We start from the raw sequence: 12,658 nt of genomic DNA, 5'->3' as shown, positions 1-12,658 counted from the left end.
TCCAGCGCCCCACGTCCTTGCCGTCTAGCTTTACTCCATATAGCTTACCCCCCTATGCTATAGAGGGTATCATGAGCCATACGATCCAGGAAAAGGCCAAGCTTCTGGCGCGGGTTCGCCGCATCAAGGGGCAGGTGGAGGCCATCGAGCGGGCGCTCGAGAGTGAGCTGGGCTGCGATCCCATCATGCACATGCTGGCCGGGGTGAGGGGTTCGATCGCCGGCATGATGGCCGAGGTCATCGAGGACCATGTCCGCGACCACATCATGACGCCCGGCCTCGACGAGGCGGCCCGCAGGGAAGCCGCCGAGCATCTGATCGATGTCGTCAGGAGTTATCTGAAATGACCATGCCGACCGCCAATGCCCCCTTCGAGCACAGCCACGTCTTCCTCGGAGCGGACCACGATTCGAACGAACGCCGGACCTGGGCAGTTATCATCCTCTGCGTGGCGATGATGGGGGTGGAGATCGTGGGCGGCGCCATCTACGGCTCGATCGCGTTGATGGCGGATGGCCTGCACATGTCGACCCATGCCGGCGCCCTGCTGTTGACGGCACTGGCTTATCGTTACGCGCGCCGGCATGCCTTCGATCGGCGCTTCACCTTCGGCACCGGCAAGGTCGGTGACCTGGCCGGCTATACCAGCGCCGTCATCCTGGCGATGATCGCATTGCTGATTGCCTATGAGGCCGTGATGCGCCTGCTGGCTCCGGTTCCGATCGACTATGGTCAGGCGATCGTCATCGCGGTGCTGGGCTTGGCCGTGAATATTGCCAGCGTATGGCTGCTCAACGGGAGCGGTCACCATCATCATCACGCACACGGCCATGAGCACGATCACGGCTCCCATCACCATCACGAGGAAGAGCGTCGATTTTCAACGGCTGCCGGCCCGCTCGAACTCAGCATATTCGAGGACGGCGTTCCGCCGCGTTTCCGCCTGCACCCTCCACATGGCTCCATGCCCGATGCGGGTATGGTCAGCCTGGAGACCAAGCGGGAGGATGGCACCCGACAGCGCTTCACCTTCACGAACCACGGCACCTATCTGGAATCGCGTGAGGAGATCCCGGAACCCCATGCCTTCGGCATCAGGCTCGAATTCGGCGATGAACGTCTGACGACGGCCTTCGCCGAATCTCATTCCCATGGCGGGCATCACGACAACAACATGCGCTCGGCGGTTGCTCATGTCATGGCCGACGCGGCCGTGTCCGTGCTGGTGATCGCTGGCCTCCTGCTTGGTCTCCTGGCCGGCTGGAGCTGGATGGACCCGGTCGCCGGCTTGGTCGGCGCCGCCGTCATCCTCAGTTGGTCCTATACGCTGATCCGCGACACCGGCGGTATCCTGGTCGACATGCTGCCCGACCGTCGACTTGCAGACGCCATGCGCAGGACCATCGAGGAGGAGGGCGACAAGGTCGCCGACCTGCATCTGTGGCGGCTCGGTCCAGGCCATCTCGGGGCCATCTTGTCCATCGCCTCGGCCCATCCCCGCGAGCCCGACTTCTATCGCGGCAAGCTGGCGATGTTTCCTTCGCTGTCGCATGTGACGATCGAGGTTCAGCCCAAGAGGCGGGCGGCTTGAAGTAACGCGCTGATCACGATCGCGCACATCGATTTTACCATTGGCCTTACGTGATCGTGAGAAACATCGGTCCCCGCACGGGCGTATAAGGGGTAGTAAGTTCACGTCCACCGACCAGGGGATATCATGCTGATCCGCCACACCCCCGACCTCACCGAGGCCCATGTCACGCCCCAGCAAGCCTATGTCGACCGGCGACGTTTCCTCGCTGGTATAGGCGCGGCGGCTGGCGCGGCTCTTCTGCCGTTCTCCGCCGAAGCGGCCAAATTGTCGGGCGCCAAGAGCGCCTATTCCACCGACGAGAAGCAGACCAGCCTGGAAGACATCACCAGCTACAACAATTTCTACGAGTTCGGCACCGACAAGTCCGATCCGGCCGCCTATGCCGGCAAGCTTACCACCACGCCCTGGAGCATCAAGGTCGACGGGCTCGTCAACAAGCCGGCGACCTATGCGCTTGAAGACTTCATCAAGCCCTATCGTCTCGAAGAGCGCATCTACCGCCATCGCTGCGTCGAGGCCTGGTCGATGGTCATCCCCTGGCTCGGCTTTGCTCTCGCCGACGTGATCAAGAAGGCCGAGCCGCAGGGAAGCGCCAAATACGTCGCCTTCGAGACGTTGGTTCGCCCCACGGAGATGCCGGGTCAATCGGCCTTCTTTCCGGCTTTGAAATGGCCCTATGTCGAGGGGCTGCGTCTGGACGAAGCGCTCAATCCGCTCACCATCCTCGCTGTAGGCCTCTATGGCGAGACGCTGCCGAACCAGAACGGCGCGCCGCTACGCCTGGTCGTGCCCTGGAAATATGGCTTCAAGGGCATCAAGTCGATCGTGCGCGTCAGCCTGGTCGAGAAGCAGCCGCCCACGTCCTGGAACCTGGAAAATTCGAGCGAGTATGGCTTCTATTCCAACGTCAATCCAGAGGTCGATCATCCGCGCTGGAGCCAGGCGAGCGAGCGGCGCATCGGCGCCGGCCTGCTGGCCGGCCGGCAGCCGACCTTGATGTTCAACGGCTACGGCGAGCAGGTGGCCGCGATGTATTCCGGCATGGATCTGAAAGCTTATTACTGATGCAGCTCACACGCGCCAGCCTGCAACCCGTGCTCAAATGGCTCGTCTATGTCATCGGCATGCTGCCGGCCGTCTGGCTGTTCTATCTTGCCTTCACCGGACGCATCGGTGCAGATCCCATCGCCCAGCTCGAATGGGGGCTGGGCCTGTGGGCTCTGCGTTTCCTGATCGCCTGCCTCTGCATCACGCCGCTACGCCAGCTTCTGCGCATCAATCTCCTGAGCTATCGGCGTGCCCTCGGCCTGGTGGCTTTCTATTATGCGCTGCTGCATCTGAGCGTGTGGCTCTGGCTCGACCGTGGCCTCGATCTCCATGCCGCCATCCAGGACATCCTGCGCCGCCCCTACATTACCATCGGCATGGCCGCCTTTACCCTGCTCGTGCCCCTGGCACTGACGTCGACGAACTGGTCGATCCGCAAGCTCGGCGGGAAGGTCTGGTCGAAATTGCACAAGCTCGTCTACCTTGCCATCGCGCTCGGAGCGCTGCATTTCATCATGATCAAGAAGGTCTGGCTGATCGAACCGCTGATCTATGCTGCGATCGTGCTCGTGCTGCTGGCCTGGCGGCTGTTATGGCCGCTGATCGGCAAGCGTGGCCCCAGCCCACGGCGCGTGGCATCGACATAGCCGGAGCGCCTCGTTTCTTCAAAAAAGAGCTCCCCAGCCTCGGGGAGCGCCAACGGCTGCGGCCTGCTCACTGTTTTTGATGAAAAAAATCGGTTGCCTTGGCGCGAATCTGCACCTAGGTTGCGCTTCCCGGTTCACACTCAGCATGAGGGAGAATTGCATGACCACATTTCTGATTCTCGCTCACGTGTCGAACGCTCGGCCGTATGAGATCTTGACGCGTTAGATCGCGTCTTTTCTCCCGAACACTCTCCGGGTCTTTTTTCCTGAACATATTTTGCGTCGCACGCTTGTGCGCGCCCTACATTTTGGAGACGGCGCGGGGCTGCGCCGGATACCCCGATGACTCTTTCTCGCAAAGAGCTCGGCCGCAACCCGATGGCGGCTGTGCTTGGATTCACATTTGATCACTGGCGCAGCCAGGCCGATCTCGTCGCTTTGATCGTGATAGCCGTCGGCGTGGCGACGGTGGCCGAAGTAGTCGTGCCTATCTACGCCGGCCAGATGGTTGACGCCGTCACTGCCGGCTTGGGCAGAGCAAACCAGGCCTGGTGGGCGCTCGGCGCGATGCTGGTCCTCGGCGCGATCGCCGTCGGGTGCCGGCAGTTGTTCTTCTACTGCATCACCATCCTGACGACACGGATGATGAGCACGGTCGCCCGCGAGGCCTTCGCGCGCGTGCAGCGCTTCTCCACCGATTGGCACGCCAATAATTTCGCGGGCTCGACGGTGCGACGCGTCACCCGCGGCATGTGGGCGCTCGACATGCTCAACGATACGCTGTTGGTGGCCATCCTTCCCTCCATCCTCGTCCTGCTCGGCTCGACGGTGGTTTTGGCGACGGTCTGGCCGACCCTCGGCCTGGTGGTGCTCATCGGCTCCGTCGCCTTTGTGGCGATGACGGTGGTGCTGTCGGTGAACTATGTCGCGCCGGCCGCGCGCCTCGCCAATAGCTGGGATACGCGCGTCGGCGGTGCGCTCGCCGATGCCGTCACCTGCAACGCGGTGGTGAAGGCCTTCGGTGGCGAGACGCGTGAGGATGCCCGCCTGACGGCGGTGCTGGCCAAATGGCGCTCGCGCACCAATCGCACCTGGATGCGCGGCACCAATGCCGGCACGGCGCAGAACCTGTTCCTGCTGGGGCTGAGAGCCACAGTGCTGGGCGTGGTGCTGTGGCTGTGGATGCGCGGGCAGGCCGGTGTCGGCGATGTCGCATTGGTCCTGACCAGCTATGCCGTGGTGCATGGCTATCTCAGGGACATCGGCATGCACATCCACAATCTCCAGCGTTCGGTGAACGACATGGAGGAGTTGGTGGCGTTCTATGACCAGCCGATGGGTGTGAAGGACAGGCATGATGCCATGCCGGTGATGATCACGGACGGACACATCGCGTTCGAGCATGTGACGTTCCACTATGGCGGCCATGCCGATGCTCTCTATCGCGACTTCTCCGTCGAGATCAGGGCGGGCGAGAAGATCGGTCTCGTCGGCCGGTCGGGCTCGGGCAAGACCACCTTCGTCAAGCTGATCCAGCGCCTCTACGACGTGAATGCCGGCCGTATCACCATTGACGGCCAGGATATCGCCGATGTGACGCAGGCCAGCCTGCGCAGCCGGATCGCCATCGTTCAGCAGGAGCCTATCCTGTTCCACCGCTCGCTTGCCGAGAATATCGCCTATGCCCGCCCCGGTGCCAGCATGGCCGAGATCGAGCACGCGGCAAGCCTCGCCAATGCGAGCGCCTTCATCTCGGCGTTGCCCAAGGGCTACGACACGATGGTGGGCGAGCGCGGCGTGAAACTGTCCGGTGGCGAGCGTCAGCGCGTGGCGCTCGCTCGGGCCTTCCTGGCGGATGCGCCGGTGCTGATCCTGGATGAGGCGACCTCCAGCCTCGACTCCGAATCAGAGCATCTGATCCAGGAGGCGATGGAACGGCTGATGGCGGGTCGCACCACCATCGTCATCGCCCATCGGCTCTCGACCGTGCAGGCGATGGACCGCATCCTTGTCTTCGACAAGGGCAAGATCGTCGAGGAGGGGGATCATGCCAGCCTGATCCGTCACTCCGACGGGATCTATCGCGGCCTGTTCGAACGCCAGGCCCTGGAACTCGCCAAGGGCTGGGCGGCATAAGATGGAAATGTAACAACGGATGGGGCGCCACTCGCGCCCCATCCCGACCGCCAATTGCTTGTGAGGCAGTTCGAGCACCGCCTCCGGCAGGGACTCTTCCTCCGATGAACGACACGTTGCGCGCCATCATTGCCGAGGCTTATGCGCTGATTCCGCCACATCGTTTCGGCGCCCGACTGAGCAATGTTTGCACGACCTGTTGCGTGACTGCAGAACAGGAAGCCTTGCTGACCGGCACGCCGCGGCAGCGGATTTCCGCCGAGCTGATGCAGGCCTATTATGGCGCCGCATTCAAGGGTTGCCTCAGCGCAGAAGAGACCGAGCACTTCCTGCCGCACTTGCTTGAGCTCTCGGCAGAGGGACACGAACTTGGCACCGGTGGTTTTGAGTGCAATTTCGATCATCTCGGCACGCGTGGCGCCAATTATCGGCACAATTGGAGCCGAGAAAAGACCACTCTGATCGATCGCTACTTCCAGGCTCTGGCCACGCTATCCCGGCAAGACGGGCTCCCAAATCCGAAATGGCGACACCGAGCAATTGAAGACGTGTTATGCGCCATTGCGCGAGGAAGCGCTCCTCTCGCTCCCATCCTGTCAGCGTGGCAGGCCGACCGATCTCGACAAGCGACCATCCAACTGGCGAACACGATCTCCAATTTGCATTGGTCGAAACGCAAAATCGGCTTCGCCAAACTCGTCAATGCCTTCTGGGGCGATGTTCCGGATCAGGAATACCTCTGTATCGCCTGGCTGTGCAGTCGGGACCACTATATCCGTTTCGATGCGGCTATGAGTCGGGAAGAGGACGACGACGTTTTCGCGCTCCTCTCTCTGGCCAGAGACGTTGTGAGTGCGCCATCATGATCAGGTAGGTCAGGAGGAGGGCCGCATTCGCCGACCGGCTTCGAACGAACCGTCATGCCAGCGCGATCCGCACACGCCGGTTCTGCTTGCCCTTTTTTTCGATCTGCGTCACCGCGATGCGGCCGATCTCGTCGGTGTTGCGGACATGGGTGCCGCCGCAGGGCTGCAGATCAAGGCCCTCGATCTCGACCAGCCTGATCACGCCGGAACCACGCGGGGGCTTGACCGACATCGTCTTCACCAGGCCGGGATTGGCATCGAGTTCCGCATCCGTGATCCAGCGCTCGCTGACCTCTGCACCCTGGCCGATCATCGAATTGACCTTGTGGGCGATTTCGTCCTTGTCGAGACCGGCATCCTGGATGTCGAAATCGAGCCGCCCCTCGCCATCGCCGATGGAACCGCCCGTGACAGGGTAGGGTAGAGCGACCGAAAGCAGATGCAAGGCGGTGTGGACCTTCATGCGGGCGTAGCGCCGGGACCAGTCCAGCGCCAGTTCGACCGTGTCGCCGACTGCCGGCAACAGCCCTTCCGGCGGCACGATATGTGCGATGTCGGTCTTGGTCTCGTCGTTCCACACCGCATTGGTGATGGCGATGGTGCGCCCGTCCGACAGCGTCATGGTGCCGACGTCGCCGGGCTGGCCGCCACCCATGGCATAGAAGACCGTACGATCCAGAATGATGCCATGTTGCGACAGCCCGACCACCGTTGCGCTGGCGCCGGGGGTGTAGGGGTCGTCTCTGAACAGCAGGTCTGTCGCCATGTCGTCACCTATTCCAATGGAGCCTTGATGGTGGAACGCTTTTCCAGCCATTCCGGCACGGGCAGGTTCTTGGAACGCATGAACGCAGGATTGAACAGCTTGGACTGATAGCGTGAGCCGTGGTCGCACAAAATGGTCACGATGGTGTGCCCCGGCCCGAGATCCCGAGCCATGCGTATCGCACCGGCAATGTTGATGCCGGTCGACAATCCCACGCACAGCCCTTCCTCCTGGAGGAGATCATAGACCAACGGCACCGCTTCTTCATCAGGGATCTGATAGGCAAGGTCGACAGGTGCACCCTCGATATTCTTGGTGACGCGGTTCTGGCCGATGCCCTCCGACATCGACGTCCCCGAGAATTTGAGTTCGCCGCTGCTGAACCAGGAATACATGGCCGCTCCCATGGGATCGGCCACGCCGATCTTGATGGCGGGATTGGCCGCCTTCAGGGCGATGCCGACGCCGGCGAGCGTCCCACCCGAACCGATCGAGCAGATGAAACCGTCGAGCTTGCCGTCGGTCTGTTTCAGAATCTCCGGAGCGGTGGTTTCGATATGGGCCTGGCGGTTGGCGACATTGTCGAACTGGTTGGCCCAGACTGCGCCACCCGGCTCGGTCTTCGCCAGTTCCGCCGCGAGCCGGCCCGAGACCTTCACGTAATTGTTCGGGTTGGCGTAGGGTACCGCCGGCACCTCGACCAGTTCGGCCCCCGCCAGGCGCAGCATATCCTTCTTTTCCTGGCTCTGGGTTTCGGGGATCACGATCACCGTGCGAAAGCCCATGGCATCGGCAACCAGGGCAAGGCCGATACCCGTATTGCCGGCCGTGCCCTCGACGATGGTGCCGCCGGGTTTCAACTCGCCGCGCGCCATCGCATCCTTGATGATGAAGAGTGCTGCACGATCCTTTACCGATTGTCCCGGATTCATGAATTCGGCTTTGCCCAGAATGGTGCATCCGGTCAGCTCGGACGCGCGATTGAGGCGAATGAGGGGCGTATTGCCGATGGCATCGACGAGACCGGTACGGAAAGCCATGTGTGATCGTCTGCTGATTGGAGGGGATGCGACCCTAACCCGACTTTTCCGCCCGGGATAGGGGAGAGACATGCCGGGCACGGGTTTTCCAAGCCGCGGTGCCATGATAGCTCTCGCCCTGGTAGGCGGGCTCGTCACCATAGGCCCGCCATCATCGATCCCCCCAAGGAAGCCGTCATGTCGAAGGCGACACGCGCCACCCAGATGCTCGCCAAGGCAGGCGTCGCCTTTTCCGTGCATAGCTACGACTATGATCCCGATGCCGACAGCATAGGCCTGCAGGCCGCCGAGGCCCTCGGCGAACCGCCCAGCCGGGTGCTCAAGACCCTGATGGCTCTGGTCGACGGCAAGCCTGTCTGCGTCGTCGTGCCGTCGGATCACGAGGTCTCCATGAAGAGGCTGGCGGCGGCCTTCAACGGCAAGTCGGCGCAGATGATGAAACCGGCCGATGCCGAACGCAGCACGGGATACAAGATTGGCGGCATCAGCCCCTTCGGTCAGATGCGCAAAGTGAGGACGGCCATCGAGGAAACCGCGCTCGGCGCCGACTATGTCTATGTCAATGGCGGCCAGCGTGGCCTGCAGATCCGCCTCGCTCCGGGCGATGCCAAGACCATTCTCGACGCAACCGCCGCTGCTTTGGTCGCGGCCTGAGGATCACCGTATCGATCGGCAGGGTCGGCAGGCGCTTGTCGTTTTCGCGCGCACTGCGCCAAAGGGCTCCGACCTCGCGTACGATGCAGGCCGCCCGGGCAAGGAGATAGCTGGCCGATACCGGTCATTGTTGTGCACGGGATCCGCTCCGAGCCGGCCGAGAACCGCGGGCGATACGATATAGGAGGCGGCGCTCGCCACTATCAGCCTCTCGGTCAGGCCACCCCGTCGCCGCTCTTCGACGGCATGGACCAATTGCTGCTCCTCGAGCGCGCGCGGAGGTGATAGTTCACCTTCTGGCGCGTCAGCCCGACCTCGTTGGCAAGCGAGGCTGCCGAAGCCGGCGTGACCAGTTCAGCAAGGATCCGCGATTTGACGCCAGGTTTGGACAGAGCGCCAGCGACGGAAAAGACGGGCTGCGAGGCAGGCACAATCGCCAATAGGCACTGCGCCCTGTGATGGCGCAGATAGAGCCAAATTTTAGGTGGTAAGGAGAATGGCTCCGCGAGCAGGACTCGAACCTGCGACCCAGCGATTAACAGTCGCTTGCTCTACCGGCTGAGCTATCGCGGAACAGAGGGTGTCCCCCGGTGGAGCGGGTGTATAGCTCCAAGAACCTCGCTTGCCAAGGCCTATCCTGCCCTCATTGCATCTTCTTTTCGGATTAATATCTATGGGTAAGGGAACGCAACCGGATCAAAGGTGCGCTTTTGACCGTCTGGAGGGCTTTTTGGCACCCAACGAACCGATCAACCGCCCGAAGGTCAAACTCGCCGGGCGACATTTTCATCTCCCGGCCTCGCGAAGCATGCGAGTGATTCTGGGTGCGCTCCTGCTGATCGGCGGTTTTCTCGGGTTCCTGCCGATTCTGGGCTTTTGGATGATTCCGCTCGGCCTGCTGATTCTGTCGATCGATATTGCGCTCGTTCGGCGCCACCGCCGCAAGCTCGCGGTCTGGTGGGGCCGCCGACGCCAGCCGCGCCCGGTGGAGGATCGCTGATCCCGCCACGCGTCAGGCGTTGCCGGCGACCACGCGTGTTTCCTCGACGGCAACCAAGTGATTGACGGCCCGTTGGAGTTCCTTCAGCGCAACCAGCCGATCCCGACGGGGGATCTGCTCAAGGTCGTCATTGCCCTCGACCAAACACGCGCGAGCAAGGAAATCCGCCAGCTTGATCTGGCCAAGGAAGAGTTCGAAGGCGAACACTTCCAAATAGAGCGCGTAGGGCTGATCCGGTGCCGGATGGCAGGGGCAGATCTTGATTTCCAGTGCGCTCGCCTCGAGCAGATCGAGATCGCTTCGTGTCGGCACACCAGACTTGCCGTTGTTGCGCAGCCATTCCCGCTGACGGTCGACTTCGTTGGGGGCACGATCCCGGCCAAGGGGGTAATAGCTGTCGTTGTCGTCCGTCATGCACCGTGTTCCTCAGACTGACCGCACCGGTCGAATCGAATGGCGACTGGCCCTAAGGCCGACGGTCGCAGTCAATGGACCGACTTGCGTTAACAGTCTCTCATTCAACGACATCCGAAACGGCATGACCTCTCCATGATTTCGCAGCCGAGCCAGGAAGACGGTATCATGTTACAAAAAAACTTCAGACGGATTGTCCTGTTGGGGGTAAGGCATGCCGGAGCCGGACACCGTTTCGTATCTCTCGCCTGAAAAGCCCGGCTATCACGCGCCGGTCACGACCTTGGCCCTCTAATGGTGAAAAGGGGAGGTATCCCATGGTGGATGACTTCAGCACGCTGCAACAAAAGGCGCAAACGCTGCAGGTCGAGATCGAGAGCCTGTACGCATTGCTGGGAGCAATGGTCCGCGCACTCGAAGAGGCCGACCAGGATTTCAAGCAGCGTGTGGCCCAATCCGCGGGTGCAGCCATTCGGGCCCAGATGGCCGACGACGACGCGCAGGTGATGCGAAATCACTGCCTGCATTTTATCGCCAGCACGCTGAAAGTGCCCTTGTACTGCGTCATTCGCTGAAAGTTGAAGCCGTCAGACAACGCATCGGCCTCGGCAATATGGCCCGACTGGATTGCCGGCGAGAATCTTTTCGTGACGCGTAGACGCCACGAGAATCACGATATGCTGCGCTGGGAACGACATGCGTCATTGCATGGCGGCCATTTCGTGTGTCCGCGGGCGAAGATGTGCCTTTTCGCAGATGGGGCATCCCGTCAATGTCCGGTGAGGCGGCGATGAAGGGCAGGGCGAGCGACTTGCGAATTTCCTGTCGTTTCACGCGCCCTGAACTGCGGTCTTTCGCAGAGACTTGCCCTCGATCGGCTCGTTCAGGTGGCGTTCACTTCCCCCTCACTACTTTTGCGCGAACAACAGCAAGGAGAAACGCTATGTCCCGATCGGTTCTCATCGGCATCCTGACGGGCGCTGGCATCGCTTTTTCATCGGCCGCCGGCGCTGCGGTATTGATCCCCCTGACGACGCCCGATGCATCGTCGGCCATGCAGGTGCAATACTATCCTCCTTGCCCGCCCGGCTATAAGGTCACCAGCCACGGAGTCTGCAAGCCGAGCCGCTATCTCAGGAGGCATCCCGGCCAAGACGCCTATAGCGAGAGTTATCAGCGCCCGCGTCGCTATTATCGCTATGACGATGATCAGCCGCGCTACGACCGCCGCGACCAGCGTCCCTACTATAATAACGGCGATGATGACGGCGACTATTGATCACCCGAGTGGTGCCGGCCCGACTGTGATCCATTGAACTCGCTTGGGCCGGCGGCCGCTGCTTCGATGGGGAAGGGCGGCTCGATGCCCCTTGTAGCGCCGAATAATGGTCGGCTGAATCGCAGCTCGCATCCGCCAGCTTTTTTTTGCAGAACCTTTCCTTAAGCAAAGCGCTTTCACGATTGAACGCTTTTTGCTCCAGTTCCTTGGCTTCGATGCATCTTTGCGATTGGAGATGACTCAGCCAAATCGCAAAACACTCTCGGCTTCGCACTCCAGCTAGGCCGTCTTGATGGCTGCCCACATCGCTATGTGGTGGCGCGATGGCCGGGGAATGGCGCGGCCAAGACTTTTTGAATTCTCGATCCAGACGTGAATTGCATCCTGCGCCTTAGCGACCGCACCCTCGGGAGTCTCGGCATTGCTCATGCAGCCGGAAGATCGGGGACGATTGCAGCGAAGCCGCCTTCATCCGCGACAGGCCTCGGCTCGACCAGAATCGGATATTCCAGATCGCTCATGTCGCTCCCAACCGCGAGCGCATCTTATCGTCCCTGAGCGTCAAACAGATGTCGGGGAGCGCGCCATCACCGCGCCTCTTCTTCCCATCGCGACAGGTCGCGAATCGACGCGCGTCTTCCGCAAACGCATCCGAGATGGCGCTCCGAACAGGCCGAAAACGCTGCTCGCATGATTGAGAAGTAAGCCCCATAGCCAAATTGCCGGAGGGGTGGTGTCGCCTTAGGCTTCAGGTGCTCTCAGCCGGTGCCCCCGGCTGATCGAGCAGGGAGGCCCGGAAGGCGATCCTGCAAATCCGCCCTTTCGGGTCTCCTGTTTCCCAACAACTCGCAAGCGGCGAGCCCCGTCCAAGTTGAAGCCTGTTGCAGGGCCTCGCTCACAGAAAGCGACCCGCCAGGCGCACCTGTAGTTACGAACGGCTGGAAGGCGAGCCCGAACAAGGCACATCTTTGTCCCCCCTCGAATTTGGGTGGGGTTCTAGGTTGAAAGGGAGGGTTGGAGGCCACGCCCGGAATCGAACCGGGGTGCAAGGATTTGCAGTCCTCTGCGTAACCACTCCGCCACGTGGCCATCCATTGTCGCGCTGAGCAGGACAAAGCGGAGGCAGGCGCTATAACAAGCAAGCTGGATGCGTTCAACCGGTTTTCTCGGCCGAGGCGATATTTCCGTGAATGCCGGGCGCTGGCCGCAAAACCG

14 protein-coding genes and 2 tRNA genes are annotated in these 12,658 nt (G+C 61.6%); 10 read left to right on the top strand and 6 right to left on the bottom strand.

What is annotated here, in order from left to right; translation table 11 throughout:
• Positions 1–71 precede the first annotated feature (71 nt).
• From ACR9ZN_RS10545 to ACR9ZN_RS10520, 6 genes are all read left to right on the top strand, one after another.
• Positions 72–347, top strand: a complete 276-nt coding sequence (locus ACR9ZN_RS10545) for a metal/formaldehyde-sensitive transcriptional repressor (RefSeq protein WP_434956418.1) — start codon at positions 72–74, stop codon at positions 345–347.
• Positions 344–1,591 (top strand): CDF family Co(II)/Ni(II) efflux transporter DmeF, encoded by a 1,248-nt coding sequence (dmeF, locus tag ACR9ZN_RS10540; RefSeq protein ID WP_481272182.1) that lies wholly within the window; start codon positions 344–346, stop codon positions 1,589–1,591. Before ACR9ZN_RS10545 ends, dmeF begins: the two co-directional genes overlap by 4 nt.
• Before the next feature lie 126 nt (positions 1,592–1,717).
• Complete coding sequence (gene msrP, locus ACR9ZN_RS10535; RefSeq protein ID WP_454813939.1) at positions 1,718–2,659, top strand: protein-methionine-sulfoxide reductase catalytic subunit MsrP; 942 nt, start codon at positions 1,718–1,720, stop codon at positions 2,657–2,659.
• Complete coding sequence (gene msrQ, locus ACR9ZN_RS10530) at positions 2,659–3,288, top strand: protein-methionine-sulfoxide reductase heme-binding subunit MsrQ (protein WP_481272181.1); 630 nt, start codon at positions 2,659–2,661, stop codon at positions 3,286–3,288. Before msrP ends, msrQ begins: the two co-directional genes overlap by 1 nt.
• A gap of 342 nt (positions 3,289–3,630) precedes the next feature.
• Entirely contained in the window at positions 3,631–5,424 is a 1,794-nt protein-coding gene (locus tag ACR9ZN_RS10525; RefSeq protein WP_481272180.1) for an ABC transporter ATP-binding protein, read from the top strand.
• Between the two features lie 104 nt (positions 5,425–5,528).
• The gene (locus ACR9ZN_RS10520; RefSeq protein WP_481272179.1) at positions 5,529–6,290 is read left to right on the top strand and encodes a hypothetical protein; all 762 of its coding nucleotides are present in this window, start codon (positions 5,529–5,531) and stop codon (positions 6,288–6,290) included.
• A 52-nt stretch (positions 6,291–6,342) separates the two neighbouring features.
• Here ACR9ZN_RS10520 and ACR9ZN_RS10515 read toward each other — a convergent pair whose 3' ends face one another.
• Both ACR9ZN_RS10515 and ACR9ZN_RS10510 read right to left on the bottom strand, forming a co-directional pair.
• A complete protein-coding gene (locus ACR9ZN_RS10515) occupies positions 6,343–7,056 on the bottom strand; it encodes an alanyl-tRNA editing protein (RefSeq protein WP_481272178.1) in 714 nt (237 codons plus the stop codon).
• Between the two features lie 8 nt (positions 7,057–7,064).
• Complete coding sequence (locus ACR9ZN_RS10510) at positions 7,065–8,096, bottom strand: cysteine synthase A (RefSeq protein WP_454813934.1); 1,032 nt, start codon at positions 8,094–8,096, stop codon at positions 7,065–7,067.
• Between the two features lie 177 nt (positions 8,097–8,273).
• On the opposite strand from ACR9ZN_RS10510, the gene ybaK reads away from it, so the two are divergent.
• Positions 8,274–8,750 carry a Cys-tRNA(Pro) deacylase gene (ybaK, locus tag ACR9ZN_RS10505; protein WP_434956410.1) on the top strand — a complete coding sequence of 159 codons (477 nt, stop codon included), beginning with the start codon at positions 8,274–8,276 and terminating at the stop codon, positions 8,748–8,750.
• 497 nt (positions 8,751–9,247) lie between these two features.
• On the opposite strand, the gene ACR9ZN_RS10500 is transcribed toward ybaK, so the two are convergent.
• Positions 9,248–9,323: transfer RNA gene (locus ACR9ZN_RS10500), tRNA-Asn, on the bottom strand.
• Between the two features lie 157 nt (positions 9,324–9,480).
• Between ACR9ZN_RS10500 and ACR9ZN_RS10495 the strand changes: the two genes are divergently transcribed.
• The gene (locus ACR9ZN_RS10495; RefSeq protein WP_434956409.1) at positions 9,481–9,750 is read left to right on the top strand and encodes a hypothetical protein; all 270 of its coding nucleotides are present in this window, start codon (positions 9,481–9,483) and stop codon (positions 9,748–9,750) included.
• Between the two features lie 12 nt (positions 9,751–9,762).
• On the opposite strand, the gene ACR9ZN_RS10490 is transcribed toward ACR9ZN_RS10495, so the two are convergent.
• A complete protein-coding gene (locus tag ACR9ZN_RS10490) occupies positions 9,763–10,164 on the bottom strand; it encodes a hypothetical protein (RefSeq protein ID WP_454813932.1) in 402 nt (133 codons plus the stop codon).
• A 317-nt stretch (positions 10,165–10,481) separates the two neighbouring features.
• Here ACR9ZN_RS10490 and ACR9ZN_RS10485 point away from each other — a divergent pair, with 317 nt between their 5' ends.
• Both ACR9ZN_RS10485 and ACR9ZN_RS10480 read left to right on the top strand, forming a co-directional pair.
• A complete protein-coding gene (locus tag ACR9ZN_RS10485) occupies positions 10,482–10,739 on the top strand; it encodes a hypothetical protein (protein ID WP_434956407.1) in 258 nt (85 codons plus the stop codon).
• 368 nt (positions 10,740–11,107) lie between these two features.
• Positions 11,108–11,443, top strand: a complete 336-nt coding sequence (locus ACR9ZN_RS10480) for a hypothetical protein (protein ID WP_441771707.1) — start codon at positions 11,108–11,110, stop codon at positions 11,441–11,443.
• A gap of 279 nt (positions 11,444–11,722) precedes the next feature.
• Here the strand turns inward: ACR9ZN_RS10480 and ACR9ZN_RS10475 are convergent, their stop codons facing one another.
• Both ACR9ZN_RS10475 and ACR9ZN_RS10470 read right to left on the bottom strand, forming a co-directional pair.
• Complete coding sequence (locus ACR9ZN_RS10475) at positions 11,723–11,872, bottom strand: type II toxin-antitoxin system HicB family antitoxin (RefSeq protein WP_454813931.1); 150 nt, start codon at positions 11,870–11,872, stop codon at positions 11,723–11,725.
• 586 nt (positions 11,873–12,458) lie between these two features.
• Positions 12,459–12,532 (bottom strand) — tRNA-Cys (locus ACR9ZN_RS10470).
• Positions 12,533–12,658 lie beyond the last annotated feature (126 nt).

The organism is Labrys sp. HAY1-8F (assembly GCF_056754975.1).
This window is presented reverse-complemented; position numbering and strand designations above follow the sequence as displayed.